The sequence below is a fragment of the Aquiflexum lacus genome (genome assembly GCF_015476655.1).
Lineage (GTDB): Bacteria > Bacteroidota > Bacteroidia > Cytophagales > Cyclobacteriaceae > Aquiflexum > Aquiflexum lacus.
Genome location: NZ_JABFHF010000018.1, coordinates 1 through 22798, shown reverse-complemented (window position 1 = coordinate 22798; position 22798 = coordinate 1). Strand labels below are relative to the sequence as shown.

The 22798-nt window shown below is 39.3% G+C and carries 24 protein-coding genes; 15 read left to right on the top strand and 9 right to left on the bottom strand.

Translation table 11 applies throughout. The annotated features are described in order from the left end of the window. Positions 1–3 precede the first annotated feature (3 nt). Positions 4–1356 carry a transglutaminase-like domain-containing protein gene (locus HMJ38_RS15910; RefSeq protein WP_194975498.1) on the top strand — a complete coding sequence of 451 codons (1353 nt, stop codon included), beginning with the start codon at positions 4–6 and terminating at the stop codon, positions 1354–1356. A 47-nt stretch (positions 1357–1403) separates the two neighbouring features. On the opposite strand, the gene HMJ38_RS15905 is transcribed toward HMJ38_RS15910, so the two are convergent. The 3 genes from HMJ38_RS15905 to HMJ38_RS15895 all read right to left on the bottom strand — a co-directional run bounded on the left by HMJ38_RS15905 (position 1404) and on the right by HMJ38_RS15895 (position 4350). Further along, on the bottom strand, positions 1404–1613 hold the full coding sequence (locus tag HMJ38_RS15905) for a hypothetical protein (protein ID WP_194975410.1): 210 nt from the start codon (positions 1611–1613) through the stop codon (positions 1404–1406). A gap of 110 nt (positions 1614–1723) precedes the next feature. Beyond that, the gene (locus HMJ38_RS15900; RefSeq protein WP_194975409.1) at positions 1724–3247 is read right to left on the bottom strand and encodes a P-loop NTPase family protein; all 1524 of its coding nucleotides are present in this window, start codon (positions 3245–3247) and stop codon (positions 1724–1726) included. Positions 3248–3249: 2 nt separating this feature from the next. Next, entirely contained in the window at positions 3250–4350 is a 1101-nt protein-coding gene (locus HMJ38_RS15895) for a vWA domain-containing protein (protein WP_194975408.1), read from the bottom strand. Positions 4351–4414: 64 nt separating this feature from the next. Here HMJ38_RS15895 and HMJ38_RS15890 point away from each other — a divergent pair, with 64 nt between their 5' ends. Then, a complete protein-coding gene (locus HMJ38_RS15890; protein ID WP_194975407.1) occupies positions 4415–4621 on the top strand; it encodes a hypothetical protein in 207 nt (68 codons plus the stop codon). Next, positions 4608–4880 (top strand): acylphosphatase, encoded by a 273-nt coding sequence (locus HMJ38_RS15885; RefSeq protein ID WP_228780093.1) that lies wholly within the window; start codon positions 4608–4610, stop codon positions 4878–4880. Before HMJ38_RS15890 ends, HMJ38_RS15885 begins: the two co-directional genes overlap by 14 nt. 56 nt (positions 4881–4936) lie before the next feature. On the opposite strand, the gene HMJ38_RS15880 is transcribed toward HMJ38_RS15885, so the two are convergent. Beyond that, positions 4937–5182 carry a Kazal-type serine protease inhibitor family protein gene (locus tag HMJ38_RS15880; protein ID WP_194975406.1) on the bottom strand — a complete coding sequence of 82 codons (246 nt, stop codon included), beginning with the start codon at positions 5180–5182 and terminating at the stop codon, positions 4937–4939. 194 nt (positions 5183–5376) lie between these two features. Between HMJ38_RS15880 and HMJ38_RS15875 the strand changes: the two genes are divergently transcribed. From HMJ38_RS15875 to prmC, 4 genes are all read left to right on the top strand, one after another. After that, the gene (locus HMJ38_RS15875) at positions 5377–7137 is read left to right on the top strand and encodes a carbamoyltransferase family protein (RefSeq protein WP_194975405.1); all 1761 of its coding nucleotides are present in this window, start codon (positions 5377–5379) and stop codon (positions 7135–7137) included. Between the two features lie 64 nt (positions 7138–7201). Beyond that, positions 7202–7486 carry a hypothetical protein gene (locus HMJ38_RS15870; protein ID WP_194975404.1) on the top strand — a complete coding sequence of 95 codons (285 nt, stop codon included), beginning with the start codon at positions 7202–7204 and terminating at the stop codon, positions 7484–7486. A 71-nt stretch (positions 7487–7557) separates the two neighbouring features. Then, entirely contained in the window at positions 7558–7854 is a 297-nt protein-coding gene (locus tag HMJ38_RS15865) for a magnesium citrate secondary transporter (RefSeq protein WP_317174544.1), read from the top strand. 51 nt (positions 7855–7905) lie between these two features. After that, positions 7906–8748, top strand: a complete 843-nt coding sequence (gene prmC / locus HMJ38_RS15860; RefSeq protein ID WP_194975403.1) for a peptide chain release factor N(5)-glutamine methyltransferase — start codon at positions 7906–7908, stop codon at positions 8746–8748. On the opposite strand, the gene HMJ38_RS15855 is transcribed toward prmC, so the two are convergent. Both HMJ38_RS15855 and HMJ38_RS15850 read right to left on the bottom strand, forming a co-directional pair. Further along, a complete protein-coding gene (locus HMJ38_RS15855; RefSeq protein WP_194975402.1) occupies positions 8735–9352 on the bottom strand; it encodes a thiamine pyrophosphokinase in 618 nt (205 codons plus the stop codon). The genes prmC and HMJ38_RS15855 overlap by 14 nt on opposite strands. Positions 9353–9690: 338 nt before the next feature. Then, the gene (locus HMJ38_RS15850) at positions 9691–10623 is read right to left on the bottom strand and encodes a hydrogen peroxide-inducible genes activator (RefSeq protein ID WP_194975401.1); all 933 of its coding nucleotides are present in this window, start codon (positions 10621–10623) and stop codon (positions 9691–9693) included. Between the two features lie 104 nt (positions 10624–10727). On the opposite strand from HMJ38_RS15850, the gene HMJ38_RS15845 reads away from it, so the two are divergent. From HMJ38_RS15845 to HMJ38_RS15835, 3 genes are read left to right on the top strand one after another with little or no spacing between them, the layout of a single operon-like run. After that, entirely contained in the window at positions 10728–11795 is a 1068-nt protein-coding gene (locus tag HMJ38_RS15845; RefSeq protein ID WP_194975400.1) for a Fe(3+) ABC transporter substrate-binding protein, read from the top strand. 9 nt (positions 11796–11804) lie between these two features. Next, entirely contained in the window at positions 11805–13442 is a 1638-nt protein-coding gene (locus HMJ38_RS15840) for an ABC transporter permease (RefSeq protein ID WP_194975399.1), read from the top strand. A 19-nt stretch (positions 13443–13461) separates the two neighbouring features. Continuing rightward, positions 13462–14499 (top strand): ABC transporter ATP-binding protein, encoded by a 1038-nt coding sequence (locus tag HMJ38_RS15835; protein WP_194975398.1) that lies wholly within the window; start codon positions 13462–13464, stop codon positions 14497–14499. Here HMJ38_RS15835 and HMJ38_RS15830 read toward each other — a convergent pair. The 3 genes from HMJ38_RS15830 to rbsK form a co-directional block, all read right to left on the bottom strand. Beyond that, positions 14496–15494, bottom strand: coding sequence for a GRP family sugar transporter (locus HMJ38_RS15830; RefSeq protein ID WP_194975397.1), 999 nt, complete (start codon positions 15492–15494; stop codon positions 14496–14498). The genes HMJ38_RS15835 and HMJ38_RS15830 overlap by 4 nt on opposite strands. Before the next feature lie 3 nt (positions 15495–15497). Then, a complete protein-coding gene (locus HMJ38_RS15825; RefSeq protein ID WP_194975396.1) occupies positions 15498–16499 on the bottom strand; it encodes a nucleoside hydrolase in 1002 nt (333 codons plus the stop codon). A 174-nt stretch (positions 16500–16673) separates the two neighbouring features. Next, positions 16674–17579, bottom strand: a complete 906-nt coding sequence (gene rbsK, locus HMJ38_RS15820; RefSeq protein ID WP_194975395.1) for a ribokinase — start codon at positions 17577–17579, stop codon at positions 16674–16676. Between the two features lie 194 nt (positions 17580–17773). Here rbsK and HMJ38_RS15815 point away from each other — a divergent pair, with 194 nt between their 5' ends. The 5 genes from HMJ38_RS15815 to HMJ38_RS15795 all read left to right on the top strand — a co-directional run bounded on the left by HMJ38_RS15815 (position 17774) and on the right by HMJ38_RS15795 (position 22368). Then, positions 17774–19081: a Gfo/Idh/MocA family protein gene (locus tag HMJ38_RS15815; protein WP_194975394.1), complete on the top strand. Its 1308-nt coding sequence runs from the start codon at positions 17774–17776 to the stop codon at positions 19079–19081. A gap of 11 nt (positions 19082–19092) precedes the next feature. After that, positions 19093–19959 carry a sugar phosphate isomerase/epimerase family protein gene (locus HMJ38_RS15810; RefSeq protein ID WP_194975393.1) on the top strand — a complete coding sequence of 289 codons (867 nt, stop codon included), beginning with the start codon at positions 19093–19095 and terminating at the stop codon, positions 19957–19959. Between the two features lie 44 nt (positions 19960–20003). Beyond that, positions 20004–21200 carry a redoxin domain-containing protein gene (locus HMJ38_RS15805; RefSeq protein ID WP_194975392.1) on the top strand — a complete coding sequence of 399 codons (1197 nt, stop codon included), beginning with the start codon at positions 20004–20006 and terminating at the stop codon, positions 21198–21200. Positions 21201–21506: 306 nt separating this feature from the next. Beyond that, on the top strand, positions 21507–21941 hold the full coding sequence (locus HMJ38_RS15800) for a MarR family winged helix-turn-helix transcriptional regulator (protein ID WP_194975391.1): 435 nt from the start codon (positions 21507–21509) through the stop codon (positions 21939–21941). Positions 21942–21945: 4 nt separating this feature from the next. Then, on the top strand, positions 21946–22368 hold the full coding sequence (locus tag HMJ38_RS15795) for an Ohr family peroxiredoxin (RefSeq protein ID WP_194975390.1): 423 nt from the start codon (positions 21946–21948) through the stop codon (positions 22366–22368). The last annotated feature ends 430 nt before the right edge of the window (positions 22369–22798 follow it).

The window sequence follows — 22798 nt, the reverse complement described above, 5'->3', positions numbered from 1 at the left end:
GTCATGATCTCCTCAAGACTTCTAATAATCATTCTGTTTGCTGTTCTCACTTCTTGTTCTTCCAATTCAAAAGAAAAACAAGAAAAATTAAATGCCTATAATGAAAAACCTGTTAAAAAAGTATCAATCAAGGAAATAGAAGAAGGTATCAAAGCCTTTATCGATAAGGAAACTACACAGCATGATGGTTATTTTTTGATCAATGACACTGACCGTGATCTAAAATTAAAACTAGTCCGTGTCCATACAGAATACCTTTCCAATCTGGGACCAAACAGACATTTTGCTTGTGTCGATCTCGCAGATGAGAAGGGGGATGTCTATGATGTGGACTTTTTTCTTGAAGGGGAGCCTGGAAATATGGTCGTCACCGAAACTTCTCTTCACAAATTAAATGGCAAACCCTTCTATACCTGGAAGCAAGTAGTGGACAAAACATGGCGAAGAGTTCCCGTAGAAACAGCCTCTTCTGACCTTTTAGGAGTAGTTGAAGGTAAAGATGAATTCGAATTCCTTTATCAGGCAAAAATTCCTCTAATCAAGGAAAGCGCAAAAATTTGGATACCGATTGCCCAATCGGATGATTTCCAAGACATCGAAGTGATTTCAATGCAAATTCCTGGAAACCACAGAATGTTGGAAGAAAAAGTATTCAATAATAAAATTTTATACATAGAACTAGGTCCGGAACAAAGTAATGAGCGATTGGAAATAAAGTATAAAGTCCAAAGGAAAGAAAAGGGTCCCTACGACGCTGTTCAGCCGATTGCTCAAATTTATTTAGAACCAAATATACTGATGCCTATTGGTGGACAATTCAGTGAAATAGCCAACGAAGTAATAAAAGGAAAAGAAAATGACAGTAAATTAATACAAGCCAGGGCTCTTTATGACTATATCATTGACAACATGCGCTATATGAAATTTGGAGACTATGGAAGAGGAGATGCAGTGTATGCCTGTGATTCCAAAACGGGAAATTGCACAGAGTTTCATTCATTTTTTATCTCTTTGGCAAGATCAATAGATATTCCAGCAAGATTTTCAATTGGGGCATCTATCCCTTCTGACAGGGATGAAGGAGGCATAGATGGATACCATTGTTGGGCGGAATTCTATGCAGAAGGAAAATGGTGGCCAATTGACATCAGTGAGGGGAATAAATACACTGCATTGGCAACTTATTACTTTGGTCGCCATCCCGCAAATCGAATTGAATTGAGTCAAGGAAGGGATCTGAAAGTGTCTCCTAGTCCTGCATCTGGCCCAATCAATTTCCTAGCTTATCCGCTGATGGAAGTAGGAGATGAAATTGCTTATCCTTTGACTACCTTTTCATTTCTAAGAAAAAATTAAGGCTGTGAAAACACAGCCTTTAAAATTAACATTTAAGTGAACAGCTACTAATTATTTGGATGCTCACTTCCTGTTGTGTCAGATTTGGGGTGCTCATCACCTCCGCTTGGATGTTCGTCTCCATCATGTGAGTGTTCAACATGTTCGGTATCCTCAGCTGTTTTTTTGTTACCACAAGATGTCGTTGCTGTAGCAAACAAGAATCCAAATACCAAAGGAAGAATTAGAAATGATTTAAATTTTTTCAATAAGTCCATATTTATAATGTTTGTTGTAAATAATTAAGGGCGTGTAAACTCCAAGGTAATAAAAAATTTTTGTATTTCTAGTTTATACCCCTATTCGGTATACTGTTATTGATACAGAATTAAATATCATCTTCATCAAAATCATCTTCACTTGGTGCACCCATATCAAACATTGAACTAAAGAGATCTTTAAACTGTAAACCTGTATCTAAGAGTTTTTTGCTAAGTTGACTGTACTCTGCAAGCCCATGGAGAGCAAATTCCATAAAGAATTCTTTTTCTTTATCGTGTAGGTTTTTTAAGGTCCCTGTAATAATATCCTCCAATCCTGGTACTTGATGCAAACTGGTTTTGTATTCCTTATCACTTTGAGAAGCCAAAATATCCAGAGAATTCCCGTCACCAAACCATGACAAAGGAAGTATATACGTATTTGGTTCTTTCTCTTTTTTCTTCTGTTCAGGTGAAGGGAAGTAATCTGTAAACAAGCTTCTTACCGCTTTTCCAATCAGCGTATAGGCAACAAGACCAGCACCTTCCTGTTCTCCTTCATAAACCAACTCTACTTTTCCTGTAATGGCCGGGATAATGCCGATAAGGTCTGCAACCCTCACCACAGTATTTTCTTCATGATTCATATAAATCCTTCTTTCTGCGGCAGAAATAAGGTTTTCGTAAGCAGAAATAGTCAATCTTGCAGATACACCACTTTTTTCATCCACATATTCACTTTTCCTTGCTTCGACAGCAATCTGCTCGATCAGATCCTTCATCAATTCCGGGACATGGATTTTTGAGATAGGCCTACCATCCAACTTTGCTTCTTGTTTGGTAATTCGCTTGCCGATTTCAATGCTTTTGGGATAGTGGGTAATGATCTGACTTTCAATTCTGTCTTTCAGCGGTGTGACAATACTTCCCCTATTGGTATAATCCTCCGGATTGGCAGTGAACACAAACTGAATATCCAAAGGCAATCGGAGTTTGAATCCCCTGATTTGAATGTCACCTTCCTGTAGGATATTGAATAACGCCACCTGAATCCTTGCCTGTAAATCAGGCAACTCATTGATCACAAAAATAGATCTGTGGGACCTGGGCACAAGTCCATAATGAATGACACGCTCATCATTGTAGGACAGTTTCATTGTTGCTGCTTTGATAGGATCTACATCTCCTATCAAATCCGCTACAGAAACATCTGGCGTGGCGAGTTTTTCTGTATACCTGTCATTTCTATGCCACCAAGATATGGGTGTATGATCTCCTTTTGATGCTATCATCTCTCTGGAAAAAGTAGAGATAGGATTCATAGGATCATCATTCAATTCAGCACCCGCGACCACAGGAATATACTCATCTAACAACTGAGTCATCAGACGGGCTATTCTGGTTTTAGCTTGTCCTCTAAGACCCAATAGATTGATATTATGCCTTGAAAGAATGGCCCTTTCGATATCAGGGATAACAGTATCCTCATATCCCCAAATCCCTTCGAATACATTTTCCTTATTCCTCAATTTATGAATCAGGTTTTGTCTCAACTCTTCTTTGATGGACTTTGGCTGATATCCTGATACTTTCAGTTCTCCGAGGGTTGCTATTTTCAATAAATCTTTTCCTGATAATTTTTGGTAATCCATGTTTAAAATTTTTTGGTTCTGTTTCGTCTATAATCTTCAAAAATCAAATCCCCCAAACCTTTTAGGCTACTATAGTAGGCATTTCCGTTATTTACCTTTGTGAATTCTTTTACAAATTCTTTAAGATATGGGTCCGAGGCAATCATAAATGTGGTAACGGGAATTTTCAGTTTTCGACACTGCGCTGCGAGTCTGAGCGTCTCACTGAGAATTTTACTGTCTATTCCAAATGCATTTTTATAATACTTGATACCCACCTTCAAACAGGTGGGTTTTCCATCAGTAATCATAAATATCTGCTTATTCGGGTTTTTTCTTCTTCTGAGCAAATCCATAGCAAGTTCCAATCCAGCTACGGTATTGGTATGATAAGGCCCGACCTGTAGATATGGCAAGTCTTTGATTTCAATTTGCCAGGCGTCATTTCCAAAAACAATGATGTCCAAAGTATCTTTCGGATACCTGGTTTTGATCAATTCTGCCAATGCCATAGCCACTTTCTTGGCTGGGGTAATTCTATCTTCCCCATACAGAATCATTGAATGGGAAATGTCAATCATCAAAACAGTAGATGTCTGAGTCCTGAATTCGTTTTCAACAACCTCCAAGTCATCTTCCGTCAATAGATAATCTCCTCCGAAGCCGTGATTGACCTGCGCATTTCTGATAGAATCTGTGAGAGCGATTTGGTCCAGGTTGTCACCGAAAGTGTAAGGCCTTCTATCAGTGCCTTTTTCTTCTCCCTGACCTGAATGCGTTGTCTTGTGAAGTCCGCCTTTTCCTTTTTTCAGTTTACCGAATATCTCCTCCAAGGCATTTTTCCGGATGGACTGTTCGGCTTTCCCTGTGACTTTAAATTCCCCTTTTTGGTTCTCCTCTGTAAGATATCCCTTGGTTTTGAGGTCTTCTATAAAATCTCCTATTCCATAATTGGGGTTTGTCATGTTGTACCGCTTGTCTAGATTGGTTAACCAAGCCAAAGCTTCTGCAACATCTCCTCCCGTCATTGTAACTAATTGTAGGAAAATATTCAGTAAATTATCGAAGGTATTTTTCTCCGGATCATTTGGGGGCACATACTGTGTAAAACGAAATCCTTTCATAACAGCAACATAACAATAAGAGTCTGTTAGTGGTTTAATAATTGAAAACAAAATATCAACCAACATGAAAAATTACCTCTTTCCTGTCTATATGGTGACAGCTTTCCTGATCATTTATGTCACAGCTATCCAAGCCAATTTGAATACCAGATTGATTTTGTTTATGTTTTCGGTCTCACCCATTCCAATCATTTGGATGGTATACAAAGTACTGACCGCTGATGTGGAAGTAAACAGTACATTTGATGAAAAATGGTATGAAGATCAATAAACAGGTCAGGGTATTTGGAAAAGTACAAGGTGTCTTTTTCAGAAAAAGTACCCAACAAAAAGCAATGACTTTTGGTATCCATGGCTGGGTTAAAAATGATGTTGATGGAACAGTTTTGGTAGAAATTGAAGGTGATATCAGGGCAGTCCAGGAAATGGAGAATTGGTTAAAAAAAGGCCCACCAATGGCAGTTGTTGAATCTTTGGACGTTTCACAATCAGAAGAAAAAGGCTATCAGGATTTTTTGATCCTACATTAAAAATATATTCTTACGATTTGGAAGAAGTTTTCAACATTGGTGGATAGTGAAGAATATCATTCACATTTCCCTTTGACAAACTTCAAAACACCACTGTTGATGGCAACACAATCATTGGAATAGGTTTTTCCATCACAACCACAGACCGGATCAAAAATCATATAACAGGCTGCATCCGTTTTGATTTTTGAAGTATCAATGCAACCATCTGATGCCAATTCCTTATTATCTGTACTCTGACATTGAAATGAAAGCAAGATTACTGTAAAAATAGTTAATGCAAAAGGAATTAGTTTCTTCATAAAGTTAATAAGGCTTTGTCCTCAAAACGCAAAATAATGTAGAGATGCTACAAAATAGGTAATTTTTTTTTTGACATTAAATAAAGTCCAAAAATTCTTGCCTAGAAATTGTATTTATTTAATTTAAAATTTTAATTTTCACGTTCCATTTGTTCCTAATTTCCAGTTCTCACCCACTGGCAAAAAATATATTTATGGTTATTTTAGGTTTAAATTACTATTTCCACGACTCAACTGCCTGTATTTTGGTGGATGGTCAATTGATTGCAGCCATTGAAGAAGAACGCCTTAATAGAGATAAGCATACGAAAAGATTCCCTGAAATGGCGATTGATAGGTGTCTCAAAATGGCTAATTTGACTTTTAAAGATATAGACCATATCGCAGTTTCGATTAAGCCTACTCATAATCTTGGAAAAAAATTACGATATGCCTTAAGCCACCCAAAAAGCTTAAGATATTTCATAAGTCATGAATTTGTTCATGCTTACCGAAAACAAAAATCATTTTGGAGATGGTATAATGATGCTTTCAAATCAAAGGAAAATGGCCCCAAAGTACATTTCATTCCCCATCATTATTCGCATGCACCAGGTTCATTTTTTGTTTCTCCTTACAAGGAAGCCGCCCTTTTAGGCATTGATGGTTCAGGAGAATGGGCCACAGCGATGATGGGTTTCGGGAAAGACAATAAAATACAAACCTTTGGGGAAAGCTTTTTCCCTCATTCTTTAGGATCTTTCTATGAAGCCGTGACCTCTTTCTGTGGTTTTATTACCAACTATGATGAGGGTAAAACCATGGGTTTGGCCCCCATGGGTGATCCCAGTGTTTTTAAAAAGGAAGTTGAAAAAATAGTAAAAATTGACAAAAACGGAGGAATCCATATAGACCTGACTTACTTCAGGTACCAAAACCTAAAGCATGGGAAACACTCCCATCTATCCCCAAAATTTATTCAAATTTTCGGGCAACCACGGTCAGCGGGAGAACCTTTCAAAAAGCACCATATGGATGTGGCTGCTGCTTTCCAACGTGTATTGGAGGATCGGGTACTTGAAATCTGTGAAATTCTTTATCAGAAAACAAAAACAGATTATTTGGTGATTTCAGGGGGTGTTTCTCTCAACAGTGTCATGAACGGAAGGATTGTAAGGGAAAGTAAATTTAAAGATATCTACGTAATGCCTGCTGCCGGAGATAATGGAACAGCAATTGGTGCGGCATATTATCTCTACAATGGCATTTTGAAGAATCCCAGAAATTTTGTCCACCTCAATCCATATGTCGGGACAAGTTATACCAATGAAGAAATAGAAAAAACCCTAAAAGCCTGCAAGTTAAATTACCAATATCATGAAGATATTTGTGAAGAGGCTGCAACTCTTTTGCAAAATGGTAAAATAATAGGGTGGTTTCAGGGAACAATGGAAATTGGCCCTCGAGCTTTGGGTAGTAGAAGTATCCTTGCCAATCCTGCTTTTCCGGATATGAAAGACAAAATCAATTCCGAGGTCAAATTCCGAGAAGCATACCGGCCTTTTGCCCCTTCAGCAATCGTAGAAGCTAAGGACAAATTTTTTGACCTTGAGGTTGAAGCACCATTTATGCTCAAAGTATGTAATGTGCTGAAAGACCAACAGCACGTTATTCCAGCAGTAACTCACGTTGACGGAAGTGCAAGATTGCAGACCGTTAGAAAAGAATTGCATCCCAGATATTATGATGTTATCAAAAAACTTGGGGATAAAACAGGTGTTCCTGTGGTACTGAATACAAGTTTCAATATTCAAGGTGAACCTGTGGTAGAATCTCCAAAAGATGCCATCCGCTGCTTTTTTTCAACAGGTCTGGATTCTTTGGTAATCGGGAATTTCGTCTTAAAAAAGAAAACCGCTTTTATTGAGAGTGAAGATTTTGAAGAAAAGTCCTCCTTGGAATTTAATCAGCACTGAATAGTATAAGGAAGTTTTATTCAGATAAAACTCCTATCTTGGTTTTGTTCTCTATTTTTGTGCTATGGGAGAGAAAAAATGTCCACATTGCGGAAGATGGTCCAAATGGACCACCGATATCAAAGATACCTGCGAACATTGCGGAAAACCTTTGGGTGGCCGTGATTTGGAGTACCATGAAAGCCGTCAGAAAGATATTCAGGCCAATAAAGAACAATGGATTTTTCATATTAAAGATTCAGACAATGACCTTATGAAAGGTCTTAAGAAAGTCGGAAACTTTTTTTATACCATTTACATGGCAATCATTACATTTCTGGCTGCGCTTATTGCGGCATTGCCTGGATGATGTCAATTTTTAAAAATCCATATTTTTTGGCCGCATCCCTGTTTTTTTGGGTCAATCAATTTTTGGAAAAAGTGTTAAAGATTTTCATCCCATATGTTCATGCATATCTTGATGATTTACTGGCAATGCCGGTAATTTTGGGTATCACTTTACAGGTTTTTAAGTGGATACACCCTCTCAAAGATGATTTTGTTTTTAGTAAGACACAAGTGTTAGTAGGTTGGGCTTATTTATCATTTCTGTTTGAATTTCTCTTACCCAAGTGGTCCTCAACCTATACTGGAGATATCTTAGATATTGTATGTTATGGTCTGGGTGCAGTGGCTTTTTACAAACTGATCAATCTTAAAAAGAAATCTCGAATTTGAAGTTTTAATTTATCTGCCTCAATATTATACCTTTGAATTCAATTTCTATATATGACCTTATCCGAATTATTCCAATCTCTTACTAAGCAGCTTCAGGGCTTATATTCAAAACAGGAATCGGAATCACTTCTGATTTGGCTTTTTGAGGAATATTTGGGTAAAAGTAGAAAAGATATTAGGGGTGATTTTGTTTTGAACCCTTTGCCAGTAGAATTCCAAAATGCCTTTAAAGAACTGCTTGAAGGAAAACCGATTCAATATATCATCGGAAAGGCGCCTTTTTATGGAAGAGAATACTTGGTCAATTCCAGTGTATTGATTCCAAGGAATGAAACAGAAGAGCTTGTGCATTTAATCATCAAGGAAAACAAAAATTCAGGAATGCGGATATTGGATATTGGAACAGGTTCGGGCTGTATCCCTATTACTTTAGCATTAGAGATAAAAGGAACTGATGTGTTTGGCTTGGACATCAGCGAGGAAGCACTTACAGTCGCTTCTCAAAATGCCTCCCTCCTTGGTGCAAACGTCGTTTTCCGTAAATCTGATATTTTAACAGAGGAAATACCTTTTAAAAATTTGGACATCATTGTCAGCAATCCACCTTATGTGAAGATCTCTGAAAAAGAACTGATGCATGGTAATGTATTGAAACATGAACCACATTTGGCATTGTTTGTCCATGATGATGATCCACTGTTATTTTACAAACATATAGCCCATAAGGCCAAAATAGCCCTCAAACCTAAGGGCAGAATCTATTTTGAAATCAATGAAGCATTAGGTAGAGAAACTGTGAATCTATTAAAGGAAACTGAATACACTGAAGTATCCCTAATCGAGGATCTTAATGGAAAAAACAGAATGGTAAGTGCTAAATTCAATCCTGCATGATAATCTCCCCTACCCAAAATATCCCATTAGATTTAAATGTGCTGCTACCTTCGGGCATTTCAAGGACTGTGGCGTACTTGATTTCAATAATTCCGGAATCTTCAGGAGTCTTGAATTCTATCAAAGTCCCCTCGGGTGCATGCAACTGAACAGCACAGGTCGGAAACCACTTTTTGAATTCCCCATTTTTGACAGGAAAATACCGTGTCGGTCCATCCCAAACTACAATATCCAAAAATTCAAGTTTTGCCTCCAATTCAAATACCCTTTGATGATCAAATCCAATTATGTTTACCGCGGAATGTTTGGAGGCAATCAGGTATTGCAAGCCCTCATTTAGGAAATCTCCGCCCTGAACTCCAAAAAATTTGACCGGATACTGTTCTTCAAGTAAATGATAATGTTTCTGCTGAAAATCCATTTCTGCCAAAATCAGGTCTATTTTAATTCCCCAAGATATCACGGTAAAAACTTCCTCTTGCGCTACCAAAACCGTAGGAACCCACTCCAATAATGGCGCAACCACATCAAAGCCGATACCTTCAGTATTCAGAATGATTAAAGCAGGTTCTTGCTGCTCTTTGACAAAATGGTGGGAGGACATTTTTATTTAAGATTGGTGGATTTTAGATTTTAGATTTAAAGAACTTGTCCGCCGTGACGGATTGGAAAATTATAAATTCAATAAGAAATCGATTTTTAAATCATCCAATTATCTTATTCCCCTGCTAAGGACTGATTTTTATAATCTTGGGATTTGTGCACCAAACTAAAATGTCAGCCTTAAATCTCAAATCTTTTTTGGTTCTGGAATCCCGATTTTCGGGACAGGCTATGGTTCTTGTTTCTCCCATTGCTTCTTACTTCTCACCCGTCAACAAACTGAGACTGCCCTCTGCCTACAAAGCACTGCTCACTGAACACTGCCAACCGAAAACTCCCTCACTTAAACCGCACCATCTTCCCATGCGACTTGGAAGTCATGGCCTGTGGAATGGCATCACAAATTTCATTGTAAAGTAATTCTACAAGCTTCTTTTTCAAAAAACTTCTGGTCAATACAATACTCACTTCCCTCGTTGGTTCCTCTCCGCTGAATTTCCTCAACCGCTGCTTTTCTTCCTCATTCAATGAAAATGTCGCCAATTCAGGAAGCAGGGTAATGCCGGTGTATTGATTGACCATATTTTTCAAACCTTCCAAAGATCCGCTTTCATAGTGGAAATTATTCCTTTCGAACTTGGTCTGATTGCAGAGATTCAAAACCTGATCCCTGAAACAATGACCTTGCTGAAGCATCCACATGTCGTCTGATTCCAAATCCTGAACAGTTAGCTTATCTTTTTTGAGGAGTTGATGGTCTTTGGATAGGTAAGCAAAGAATTTTTCGTAAAACATCGGCTTTTCCACAATGCCGGGTTCACTGAGTGGAGTGACCACTACTCCCAGGTCAAGCTCATCGTTTTTAAGCTTTCGAAGAATCTCTTCTGTGACAGTTTCTTCAACTTGAAGCTTTACATTGGGATATTTGTCCAAAAAACCCTTGATAAAACGATGCAATAAATATGGCGCAAGTGTAGGAATAATCCCCAATTTGATCACACCGCTGATATCACCCTTCAATTGTGACAACAATTCGTATATTCCTTTACTTTCAGAGACTACCCTCTTTGCTTGTCCGATTACCTGAACTCCGATTTCTGTAGGAATCACGGGCATTTTGGAACGATCAAAAAGAATAATGTCAAGCTCCTTTTCCAATTTACTGATCTGCGCACTGAGAGTAGGCTGGGTTACAAAACAGGATTCAGCAGCATTACCAAAATGCCTGTGTTTGTCTACCGCAATGATATATTCAAGTTGTTGAATAGTCATAATTCTATTTTAAATAACACCTATTACTCCTAATAATCACATAATGTTTGAAGGCCCACAAATATAAAAATCTTTTTTCTTTTTATTTAGATTTGATTTAAATAATGATTAATTTTGCCTCCTTAACAAACTATCTTATGTTAAAAAACATTATCAAATCAACTCTAATCGCCTCTTTTGGGGCAATTTTGTTTTCATGTGGATCAGGTGGTGAAAAGGTAGAGGAGGTCAATGTCTACACCCATAGGCATTACGAGGCAGATCAAAAGCTCTTTGATCTGTTCAGTGAAGAAACAGGTATTAAAGTAAATGTGGTGTCAGCTTCTGCAGATGAACTGATCCAAAAACTCGAATTGGAAGGAGCCAATTCTCCCGCAGATGTGCTCATCACCGTGGACGCAGGGAGACTACATAGGGCAGAGGAAAAAGACCTACTGCAATCTGTCAATTCTGACATCCTCAATCTAAATATTCCTCCCAAATTCAGGGATCCGGAAGGATATTGGTTTGGTTTAACTTATCGTGCAAGGATAATCGCCTACAGCAAAGAAAGGGTTAATCCCGAAGACTTAAGCAGCTATGAAGCACTGACAGAACCACAATGGAAAGGAAAGGTACTTACCCGAAGTTCAGAAAATATCTATAACCAATCTCTTTTGGCCTCCATCATTGCCCATCATGGTAAAGATGGTGCAGAAAAATGGGCTGCAGGATTGTTGGAAAATATGGCAAGGTCTCCCAAAGGAAGTGATAGAGATCAGGTAAAAGCTGTAGCTTCCGGAGAAGGTGATGTAGCGATCGTCAACACCTATTATATCGGTATCATGCTCAACGATGCCAATGAGGAAGAAAGAAAGGCTGCTGACAAAATCTCTATATTCTTTCCAAACCAATCAGATAGAGGAACACATATCAACATATCAGGTGCAGGTGTAACAAAATATTCCCCAAACAGAGAAAACGCAATCAAATTGATCGAATTTCTTTCCAATGAAGAATCTCAGGATATTCTTGCAAATATTAACTTTGAATATCCCGTTAATCCTAAAGTTGAATTTTCAGATTTATTAAAAAATTGGGGATCATTTAAAGTTGATGATCTTAATTTGTCAGTTTTGGGAGACAACAATAGGGATGCTGTCATCATTTTTGACAAAGTGGGTTGGAAATAAATCACCGTTTTGGACATATTAAAAAGAAATTACTTTTGGTGGAATAAATGGACTGGCTACTCGCTGCTGATATTGCTGCTGGTAGCCACTCCTTTGTTTACAATTTTTATAAAACTTTTTGATAGTCCCGGAGGTAGTTGGTCGCATATTGCCAATAACCTGCTTTTGGGTTATTTCCAAAATACCATTCTTTTACTTTTAGGAGTGGCATTAATGACATTCCTTTTGGGTGTCAGTACCGCTTGGTTGGTTTCAAATTATGAATTTCCCGGAAGAAGATATTTCGAGTGGCTTTTGATTTTGCCTCTGGGATTCCCCGGTTATATCATGGCCTACACCTATGTGGGATTGTTAGATTACACAGGACCCATTCAGGTTTTTTTCCGAAACAACTTTGATTTACAGGTTAAAGGAAGTTTGATTGATATCATGAACCTTCCCGGTGCTATTTTTATCTTATCCATTACGCTGTTTCCTTATGTATTTTTAATCACCCGGTCATCCTTCCTCCAGCAATCCAAAACTTTACAGGAGGCTTCATTTCTGTTGGGTGCAAACCGATTCAAAACTTTCTTTAAGGTCGCCTTGCCCATGGCAAGACCTGCGATTGTTGCAGGTATTGCACTTGCCTCCATGGAAGTATTGAACGATTATGGTACCGTCAAATACTTTGGGGTAAATACATTCACTACCGGAATCTTCAGGGCATGGTTTTCTATGGGAGACTCATCCACAGCGATATACCTTGCGGCCATTTTGATGGTATTTGTTTTCGTGATTCTGTATCTCGAATCCCTGCAGCGGGGAAACCGACAATATTCCTCCGTCAACGGAATCCAAAAGCCAATTGCCCGCGTCCATCCCACCTTGGCCAAAAAGATCATATACACAGGTATTTGCTCCTCCGTTTTCCTCTTAAGTTTTCTTTTTCCATTTCTTCAATTGTTACAATGGGTAAGCCTGACTTATAGTAAAGTGGTAAATCAGGACTTTTTTCTTTTGATTTATAGAAGTTTTGGATTGGCAGCAATGAGTGGGATATTAATTGTTGTACTTTCCATTGTGTTATTATATGCACTAAGATTAAGTCCATTCAAATGGGTTAAAAACATTACCAAAATAGCTACTTTGGGCTATGCCATTCCAGGTGCCGTGATTGCAGTAGGGGTCATGATACCATTTATTGCCTTGGACAAATGGGTTTACGGTACGCTGTTCACCTCTCAGGTTGCAGGACTGTTTTTTTCAGGGACATTATTTGCTTTGGTCTTTGCATACATCGTAAGATTTATGGCTGTTGGGTATAATCCTGTAGAAGCAGGATTTCAAAAAATCGGAATCCATGTCAATGAGGCCAGTCGGCTACTTGGGGTAAGAAGCACCCGGACATTATGGAGGATTGACCTGCCATTGATCAAAACAAGTTTGGTTTCAGGTATATTGCTGGTATTTGTAGATGTATTAAAAGAATTACCATTAACTTTGATTCTTCGTCCGTTCAATTATCAAACTTTGGCCACCAAGGCTTTTGATATGGCTACAAATGAGATGATTGCTGAATCAGCCAATGCCGCACTGATTATCATTCTGACAGGAATCATTCCGATCATTTTCCTGAATAGATTAATCAAAAAAAGAGAACTTTAGAGACTGCTTAATATACCGGATGAGGATTTTATCACTCCAACACATCAATAAAAAATACCATAAAGCAGATGAGTTTGCTGTCAATGATGTTTCCTTCGAAGTAGAAGAGGGAGAGATTCTTGCCTTGGTTGGAGAAAGTGGTTCAGGAAAAACAACCCTCTTGAGATTAATAGCAGGCTTGGAACATCCGGACTCAGGATCAATTTCACTTTTGGGACAGACCATTGTGGAAGGTGTTAGATCTGTTCCCGCCCATGAAAGGCAAGTCGGGATGGTTTTTCAGGATTATGCGTTGTTTCCACATCTGACCATCCTTGAAAATGTAAAATTCGGGTTGAAAAAGGCCAAAGGAAATCCAGAACAGATTGCTTTGGATACCCTCAAACTTGTCGGATTAAAAGAGGATTTTTCAAGATATCCACATCAACTTTCCGGTGGTCAGCAACAGCGAGTCGCCTTGGCCAGGGCAATTGCCCCCAATCCCAAAATACTTTTGATGGATGAACCTTTCAGTAATCTTGATGCTTTGCTCAAAGATCAGGTAAGGGAAGAAATCCGTCAGATTATTAAAAAAACTGGCATTACCGCAATTTTTGTCACCCATGATACCAAGGATGCTTTATCCACAGCGGACCGTATAGCCATACTTCACAAGGGTTACCTTCAGCAAATCGATATTCCAAAAAACCTATACGAAAATCCCGTCAACCCTTACGTGGCAAACTTTTTTGGTAAAAGAAATGAAATTTTGGCAACACCCACGGAAGAAGGTTACTACACCTCTTTCGGATTTATAGCTGATCCTGAAGCGAAAAAATTCAGGGCCAAAGTTGTTCTTCAATTTCGTCCCGAACACGGTGAGGTAGTACAAAGAGACGGACAACAATTGACCGGTAAAATCGTCAAGATTTCCTATTTCGGCAGTCATCAAATGGTAAAATTGGCAGATGATGAAGGCAAACGTGTAACCATACGGACCAATCCAGGAAGATCCTTTGAAGGAATGGAAAGGGCAAACTTTTACCTGTGGAAATATGATGTGGAAGAGGCTTTCTAAACCCCCGCATAAACAATCAAGCCCAAACCCAATACAAACAGCAAAAACATACCGCCAATCAGGACATGGGTGTCTTTGGGAGCATTTTTGAATTCCCGCCAGATAAACACTCCCCAGAAAGCAGCAATCATCGTAGCCCCCTGACCCAATCCGTAGGAGATGGCAGGTCCGGCTTTCTCGGCGGCAAGGATACTGAATGACATCCCCACACACCAAATGATTCCTCCTAAAATGCCAACAAGATGAACCCATGGTTTGCCTGCAAAATAATCCGCACCCGAAAGTGGATTCCCTTCAATAGGCTTCTTCATCAAAATGGTATTGAAAACAAAATTGCTTAGTAGGATTCCAATTGAAAATACGAATACTGCCCCATAAGGAGTGAATTTTCCCCCTTCAGGACTGGAAAAATCCAAAGACATGGACTGGGCAACAAAGAAATAGAAAAATGACATCAGAAAACCTCCGACCAAGGCCAATGCCAATCCCACCTTGGGGTTTTTTTGGTTGGACTTGGCAAGTTTCTGGTACGCCAAGGCATCAAGAACTATTGCAACTGCCACCAAAGCAACACCAATAAACAGTAAAATCGGATCTCCTTTTTGAGTTGAAATATAATTCACGAGAACACCTAGTACCAATGCCAACCCAATACCCACAGGAAAAGCCACAGACATCCCTGCATAGGCAATCGCTGCTACGATAAGAATATTGGCCAGATTGAAAATTATCCCACCAATTAACGCCAAACCATAATTTTTGCTGCTTGCCTGAAACAGATCTTCCGAAAAACTCCTGCCGTATTCACCGTTGCTTCCAAGAGTATATCCAAAAATCAATGCCAACACCACTATCCCGATTACATAATCCCAGTAAAAAAGTTCAAACCTCCACTTGCTTCCTGCAAGCTTTTGGGTATTGGCCCATGAACCCCAGCATAACATGGTAATGACACAGAATATGACGGCCAAAGAATAGGATTCAATAATATACATGGCTTATAGTTTGGGTTTGACTATACGGTAATTGGAAAGGGAAAGATAAAAATCATTGATAACAGCATCCCTGTTAAAATTTTCCCAAAGGGCAATTTTCCGGGAATTTTCCGGTCTTTCTACCCATTGATTGTCAATCAAAATCGGTGCAGGAATTTCCTTTATTTCTCCCCAATTTGGGTTCTTCAAAATGGCAACTGACACCAAATCAAATAAAGCTCTTGATGGTGGATCTCCATGGTAATCAATGTGCTCAAACAAACTCACCGCATAATCCCCAAATGTTGTAAACTCACCACCATGTCTTCCGGTAATAGGCTTAGTTGTTTTTGGACCCATGCCTGGCATACGTGTATTGATCTCTGCTTGCGTCACCCTGACTGCGTCTGTACCGGAGGGTTCTCCGTAGCGGACGGTGACCATTTCAAAGGGTACTTTTGTATTCAGAATATAATTCATGGAAACAGTATCGTTATCCTGATTGTATTCTCCAGGTTTGGGATAATTGGAACCCAACCAAACAACCTTCATTTTTGAAGCAATAGATGGATCTTTTTTCAAGGCCAATGCCACATTGGTCAATTTACCCACAGCCAAGACTACCAAATCATTCCTATTCCTTTCATTGGCTTCTTTCACAATAAAATCTACCGCAGCTTTTCCATCGTAATTGGCATCATCCAAGGTTGAACTGATTTCTTCAAACGATCCATCTGCCCCCTTAAACAATGGAACTTTGTCATAAGAGAATGCCAATTGCATGACTCTTTGGGCTTCGTCATAATGTTCCCTGATATCTCCACCACTTTTGGTAGCATTGACGGTGACCCCCTCCACATCAAAACTGCTGCCATTGGCCAAAAGGTACATCAGGGCAAATTGATCGTCCAATTCATTATTGGCGTCGGTATCGAATATTATTCTGACTTTGTCCGGTTGATTACAGGAAAAAAGTATGGGGGAAATGATGATCAATAAAATCAGTCTGAAAATAATGGTTTTCATGGTTTTATGGGTTTTTATGGAATTCTTTAATTTTCAATGAATATCAAGTATCTCACATTTGGGGATATATTGAATAAAATCTACAATAGAATTATCACACAATATCCCAATATCAACTTTATATCAATCAATATCGAATGACTTCTGACAATATTCAGTCAAATTTTCGAGACCTTATAAATCCTTCAAATAGGGTATAGAACTTTGCGCACCCATTTTTGTAACAGACATGGTCGCTGCTTTTAGGGCAAAATCAACAGCCTCTTTTATTCCTCCCCCATTAACTAAAGCCAATGCCAAAGCACCATTAAAAGTATCGCCGGCAGCAGTGGTGTCCAAGGCTACAACTTTCTTTGTCGGGATGAGTCCCCTAAATTCGTTTGTATGGACATATGCACCTTGTGCACCCAATGTAATGATCACATTTTGGACTCCTTTTGCCAAAAGTATTTCAGAGGCAACTTCAGCAGTTTTTTCATCAACTACTTTTACACCTGTCAATTGTTCGGATTCTGTTTCATTGGGCGTTATCAAAAAAAGATACTGAAATATTTCCGGCTGAAGTACTGCCGCTGGGGCCGGATTCAAAATGATTTTTTTCCCAAGACCCGAAGCCAGTTTACAAGCCTCAAATACCACAGAAAGTTGGATTTCCAATTGGACCAAAATCACATCCGCTGCTTCAATTATTTCTCTTGCCTTGTGGATGTCATCCACAGAAATCGCCTCATTCGCCCCCGGGGCAACAATGATGGTGTTTTCTCCCGACTTATCCACAGTAATCAGGGCAACTCCTGAAGGCTTGTTTGAATTAAGCTTTATGAAAGCAGTATTGATTCCCTCCTTTCGATAATTTTCCAAATTCTGTGCACCAAAAACATCATCACCCAACTGTGCCAAAAAACTTACCTCTCCACCCAATCTTGCTGCAGCCACCGCTTGATTGGCTCCTTTACCGCCAGGGATTAGAGAAAATTCCCCTCCAATCATCGTTTCACCCGGTGCCGGAAAATGATCCGTTTTGATGACCATGTCCATATTGGCACTACCAATGACAAGAATTTTGGGTTTATTTTTCATTACCTTACAAATAAAGATTAGGGCCTTTTATCAAACTAGAGATGGACTTAGGCGACTTTTACGAATTTTAACTTTTATCAAAGATCAAATTAGATTATTATTATACTGAACTTATCCTAGAGTTGCAAATAATCGAACACTTTACGCAAATTTCAAGAGCCTGATATTAACAATAAACCTAAACCCAATTTAGTATGAAAAAGAACATTTTTTCCAGAAGAAAATTCTTGGGAACCTCTCTACTCAGTGCCACAGGACTTTCATTCCTACCTAAAACAGCTTTTGCAAATAACCCTCAGTTTTCTATTGCCGAAGATATTCATCAAATCCGCTTGGGATTTATAGGTGTGGGGAGACAAGCTATGGGAATATTGAACGGTATGATGAAAATTCCTGGAGTCGAAGTTCTGGCTTGTGCAGATGTCTATGAAATAAAAAGAGATCGGTTTAGATTACGGGCCGAAAAGATCAGCAATGAACTTGGTAAGCCTATCATAAAAGTAGATCTATACAAAGATTACAAAGAGCTTTTAGCACGGCCGGATATCGATGCTGTGGTCATAGCCTCTCCCGACCATTGGCATGCCCTGATGGCAATAGATGCCTGCAAAGCTGGCAAAGATGTCTATTTGGAAAAACCTCTGACGCTAACCATCAAGGAAGGGCAAGAACTCGTAAAAGCCGTTCGACATAATGGCATTGTGTTGGCCGTAGGAAGCCAACAGCGTTCGGACCTCAACTTCCAGCATGCTGCTAGGATGGTACAAAAAGGAAGATTAGGTAAAATCAAACAGGTTTTGGTTCATGTAGGACAACCCGAACATCCCGCTCCCTATGACTTGGAAGCTCAGCCAATTCCAAATGGATTAGATTGGGAGGCTTGGATTGGACCACTGCCAAAAATTGTTTTCAACGAAAAACTCAATCCCTCAATTTCTTTGAGCCCAGAAGAAAACGAGAAATCTTGGGCTGCTTGGAGATATTACCAGGAAACAGGTGGAGGCTACATGACTGATTGGGGTGCACATATGTTTGATATTGCCCAATGGGGTTTGGGAATGGACAGAAGCGGACCTGTGAAAGTCATTCCTAAAAATGCCGGAAATCCATTGAAATACCTTTATGAAAATGGAACAGAAATGATTGTTGGACCTTTTGAAGAAGGCAGACAAGGTGTTAAGTTTATTGGAGAAAATGGCTGGATCAAAGTTTCTAGAGGGAATTTTGATTCCTCGGATAAAAGCCTAAAACCCACCATGGAAAGGCCAAATTTAGGATACCCTCCACATTATTGGGATTTTATTGATTCAGTGGTGAAAAGAAAAGATCCTATAGTACCTGTTGAAATAGGTCATAGCACTTGTGTGGTCTGTACTATAGGTAACATTGCCGATGAACTCGGTAGGCCCTTAGATTGGGACCCCATCAGCCAAACTTTCCCAAATGATTGGGAAGCTGCTTCTAAATTACATTATAACTACGAAAACGGATACAAACTCTAAACCAGATAACTATGAACCAGAGAAGAGAATTTTTGAAGCTTACCGGAGCCTTGGCTTTGGGTACTATTCTAAAACCAAATGAATTAATGGCTGGAGTACCTGCCAAAAAAATGCCTATAGGTCTTCAGTTGTATTCCCTAAGGGAGGACATGAAAGTGGATCCCCAAAATACTTTGAGGCTTGTGTCTTCCATCGGGTATAAAAGTCTGGAAACTGCCAACTACACTGATGGAAAAGTTTATGAAATGGAGCCGCTCTTTTTCAGAAGGTATATTGAAGATTTGGGAATGAAACTCAAAAGCGCCCATATTGGAGGGCCAAGAGATTATGACCCGGCTAAAAAAGACGAAGCCATGGATTGGTGGAAGCAGGCCGTTTCGGACCATAAAAAGATGGGCGCAAAATATATCATCAAACCGTCCATGCCAATTCCAAAAACCTTGGATGAATTAAAAGTTTGGTGCGACTATTACAATGCCATTGGCGAGGTGGCCAAAAAATCCGGAATGATGTTCGGATTTCATAACCATGCGCGGGAGTTTGAAAATATAGAAGGAAAAATGATGATGGATTTCATGATTGAAAATACCGACCCCAAATTGGTATGTTATGAACTTGACGTGTATTGGTCTCAAAAAGGCGGACAGGACCCTGTTGATTTCCTTCAAAAATATCCGGGCAGATTCCCTGTTCTCCACATCAAAGATGAAGAAGAAATCGGTGCAAGTGGCACTTTGGACTTTGAGCGCATTTTTGAAGCTGCCTATAAGCAAGGAATGAAAGATTACTTTGTGGAAGTAGAAAGGTATAATTTTGAACCCATAGAAAGTGTAAAACAAAGTTTTGACTACCTCAACAAGGCCAATTATGTGAAATAGAAGATTCTCATAAAATAATTTACCTAACCCAAAACAAGATGAAAATGAAAAATATAAACTTATCCACATTACTGCTTACAGTCATGGGCTTGTTTATTTGGGGGTGTGGTAATTCAAATCAAATCGAAGAAGAAGCTATTTCAGAAGAAGGCTTTACTCCCAATCCGCAGGAAATGGCAGAACAACCTGTGGGAAAATTAGAAATAGGTGACAAAGCACCTTATTTCAAGCTTCCCAATGTTGATGGTAAATATGTATCTATTGATGATTTTAAAGATTCAGAAGCCCTCGTCGTTTATTTTACCTGCAACCATTGTCCCACGGCACAAGCTTACGAAGAACGGTTCAATGATGTTGTCGATGATTATGCAGGAGAGAAAGTCGCTTTTGTGGGTATTTCTCCCAACAGCCCGATTGGTATATTGCCTGAGGAATTGGGCTACACCGATTTAGACGATGATTTTGAAAGCATGCAAATCAGGTATGAAGAAATGAACTATAATTTCCCCTACCTCTATGATGGGGATATCCATGAATATTCTTTGGCTTATGGGCCTACGGCCACACCACATGTTTTCGTCTTTGACAAAGACCGGAAACTGACCTATTCAGGCCGCTTGGATGCTTCTGAAAAACCGGGAACAGCAAATGCTGAGGATTTGAGAATGGCCATTGATAAGACCTTGGCAGGAGAACCTTTGGATGCTGACAAAGCCATTACACCTGCCTTTGGCTGCTCGACCAAATGGGCATGGAAAAACGAATACACCAAAAAAGTAAATGCAGAGTGGAAAGAAAGGCTCGTGGAAGTCGAAAAAATATCCCCCTCAGGATTGGCCGACCTACTGAAAAACCCAACCGATAACTTGTTGCTGATCAATTTCTGGGCAACATGGTGTGGTCCCTGTGTAGTGGAATACCCCGAATTCATAGAGATTCAAAGGATGTATGGAGGAAGGGATTTTCAGTTTGTATCTCTCAGTATGGACAATCCGAATCAAGAAGAAAAAGTCCTGAAATTCCTTAAAAGCAAATATTCAGCAGTACCCAACTACCTGATAGATACCGAAGACAAATATGCAGTCATTGATGTGGTGGGAAATGAATGGGACGGGAGTTTACCCATTACTCTATTGATCGAACCCGGAGGAAAAATTGCCTATAAGATAATGGGGGAAATAAAAGCATTGGAATTGAAAAGGGCAATTGTGGATCATCCGATGATTGGGAGGTATTATTGAGTGGAAAATTAAAAGGAGATTTAACTCCAGTTGCAATAAATTGAAATAGCTCACGCTATTGAAAATGACTTTGCCTTGTCACTTCGACGGCAGGAGAAGTCTAAAACCATAAGGCTAGCAGATTTCTCCCCACGGTACCAATGACAAGGAGAAGCCTTTTTCACATTCAACCAGTTTTATTAATATACCCCTCCTTCGCAACAAAGTCTGTCTTATAAAAATCTGTTCCACACAACTTCATCCTCATTCATTGATTCTTAATTTTTATTTTCATAAATTCAATTGTTGACAATTAATAATATTCTTATGGATAATGAACCTTCCCTTCAAAATGATCCCGGGTTTCAGTTTTATGTAGCTTCCCGGCTTATCTCACAGGCTTACAGGGAACCATTGGAGGAGTTGGGACTTACCTACCCGCAATACTTGGTCATGTTGGTACTTTGGGAAAAAGATGGTCAGATGGTTTCACAGATCGGGGAAAAACTTCAGTTGGACTCAGGAACATTAACACCATTACTAAAAAGACTTGAATCCGTAAACCTTGTAAAAAGGGTCCGAAGTGAGACCGATGAAAGAAAGGTGGAGATTGAACTGACTTATCCCGGAAAGTCCCTTCAGTCCAAAGCCAAAGAGATTCCTGAAAAAATCAAGGATTTTTTTAACACTTGGGAAGATAAAGAGTTTCATCAATTGAAAATGCTCATGGAGCGTTTGATTGAAGATTTGAACAAGAGCTAAAATCATGGAAAAAATCAATAAAAGTTATACGGCTACAGCAACCAATCAAGGAGGAAGGATTGGTCATGTAAAGACAGATGATGGAATGTTGGATTTGGAATTGGCCATGCCAAAAGAGATCGGAGGAACAGGAGGAAAAACCAATCCCGAACAATTGTTTGCAGCAGCTTTTGCTTCATGTTTTGGTGGTGCCTTGGCATTTGTTTCAAAAAGGATCAATACCGACGATGCGCAAATCACTGTTCAGGTTCACAGCGGAGAAGCAGAAAGTGGGGGTTATGGATTGGCTGCTGATATTTTTGTAAAAATTCCACAGGCCGGTTCTTTGGAAGAAGCCCAAAAATTGGCCAACCTTGCCCATAAAAACTGTATGTATTCCAATGCAGTGAAAGGGAATATAGCGGTGAATGTGAAGGCGGTTGAGTAATGGTTGTTTTAAGGGTTGAAGCCTCTGATTTCGATAGAATCAAAATGGTGTGAATAAAGACATTTACATGGGCAAAGTATTTTAAAAAGCTCTCCAAATTTAAAAGGATAGCTATTGGCATTTTGCTTCTCCTTGTCGAGTTTCCAACATTTTGTAAATGTTCAGAATAGGTAATGACATAAGGTTATCCGTCATGCCGAGGCACGAGGTATCTCTAAAGGTTCTATTTATGTTCAAAATTTATCATTTCCTGAACCTCGGGAGATACTTCCTGCGTCGCATGACGCCTGCCTGCCGTAGGTAGGGCTGCTCCGATTTATGTCAATGGTAGTAATTAAAATTTCGCATTTACAGAAAAGAAAATGACATCAAGGCGGGCTGCAGACCTCTCCTGACGTCGAGGTGACAAGGCAAAGTTCTTTATAGTCTT

What these genes read in the sequence shown, in the direction of transcription:
- HMJ38_RS15805 (WP_194975392.1), top strand. Translation starts at nt 20,004, where the DNA reads ATGAAAAATATAAACTTATCCACATTACTGCTTACAGTCATGGGCTTG.
- HMJ38_RS15910 (WP_194975498.1), top strand. Translation starts at nt 4, where the DNA reads ATGATCTCCTCAAGACTTCTAATAATCATTCTGTTTGCTGTTCTCACT.
- prmC (WP_194975403.1), top strand. Translation starts at nt 7,906, where the DNA reads ATGACCTTATCCGAATTATTCCAATCTCTTACTAAGCAGCTTCAGGGC.
- HMJ38_RS15885 (WP_228780093.1), top strand. Translation starts at nt 4,608, where the DNA reads ATGAAGATCAATAAACAGGTCAGGGTATTTGGAAAAGTACAAGGTGTC.
- HMJ38_RS15830 (WP_194975397.1), bottom strand. Translation starts at nt 15,494, where the DNA reads ATGTATATTATTGAATCCTATTCTTTGGCCGTCATATTCTGTGTCATT.
- HMJ38_RS15875 (WP_194975405.1), top strand. Translation starts at nt 5,377, where the DNA reads ATGGTTATTTTAGGTTTAAATTACTATTTCCACGACTCAACTGCCTGT.
- HMJ38_RS15905 (WP_194975410.1), bottom strand. Translation starts at nt 1,613, where the DNA reads ATGGACTTATTGAAAAAATTTAAATCATTTCTAATTCTTCCTTTGGTA.
- HMJ38_RS15890 (WP_194975407.1), top strand. Translation starts at nt 4,415, where the DNA reads ATGAAAAATTACCTCTTTCCTGTCTATATGGTGACAGCTTTCCTGATC.
- HMJ38_RS15810 (WP_194975393.1), top strand. Translation starts at nt 19,093, where the DNA reads ATGAACCAGAGAAGAGAATTTTTGAAGCTTACCGGAGCCTTGGCTTTG.
- HMJ38_RS15870 (WP_194975404.1), top strand. Translation starts at nt 7,202, where the DNA reads ATGGGAGAGAAAAAATGTCCACATTGCGGAAGATGGTCCAAATGGACC.
- HMJ38_RS15895 (WP_194975408.1), bottom strand. Translation starts at nt 4,350, where the DNA reads ATGAAAGGATTTCGTTTTACACAGTATGTGCCCCCAAATGATCCGGAG.
- HMJ38_RS15845 (WP_194975400.1), top strand. Translation starts at nt 10,728, where the DNA reads ATGATTAATTTTGCCTCCTTAACAAACTATCTTATGTTAAAAAACATT.
- HMJ38_RS15835 (WP_194975398.1), top strand. Translation starts at nt 13,462, where the DNA reads ATGAGGATTTTATCACTCCAACACATCAATAAAAAATACCATAAAGCA.
- HMJ38_RS15800 (WP_194975391.1), top strand. Translation starts at nt 21,507, where the DNA reads ATGGATAATGAACCTTCCCTTCAAAATGATCCCGGGTTTCAGTTTTAT.
- HMJ38_RS15880 (WP_194975406.1), bottom strand. Translation starts at nt 5,182, where the DNA reads ATGAAGAAACTAATTCCTTTTGCATTAACTATTTTTACAGTAATCTTG.
- HMJ38_RS15815 (WP_194975394.1), top strand. Translation starts at nt 17,774, where the DNA reads ATGAAAAAGAACATTTTTTCCAGAAGAAAATTCTTGGGAACCTCTCTA.
- HMJ38_RS15795 (WP_194975390.1), top strand. Translation starts at nt 21,946, where the DNA reads ATGGAAAAAATCAATAAAAGTTATACGGCTACAGCAACCAATCAAGGA.
- HMJ38_RS15850 (WP_194975401.1), bottom strand. Translation starts at nt 10,623, where the DNA reads ATGACTATTCAACAACTTGAATATATCATTGCGGTAGACAAACACAGG.
- rbsK (WP_194975395.1), bottom strand. Translation starts at nt 17,579, where the DNA reads ATGAAAAATAAACCCAAAATTCTTGTCATTGGTAGTGCCAATATGGAC.
- HMJ38_RS15900 (WP_194975409.1), bottom strand. Translation starts at nt 3,247, where the DNA reads ATGGATTACCAAAAATTATCAGGAAAAGATTTATTGAAAATAGCAACC.
- HMJ38_RS15855 (WP_194975402.1), bottom strand. Translation starts at nt 9,352, where the DNA reads ATGTCCTCCCACCATTTTGTCAAAGAGCAGCAAGAACCTGCTTTAATC.
- HMJ38_RS15825 (WP_194975396.1), bottom strand. Translation starts at nt 16,499, where the DNA reads ATGAAAACCATTATTTTCAGACTGATTTTATTGATCATCATTTCCCCC.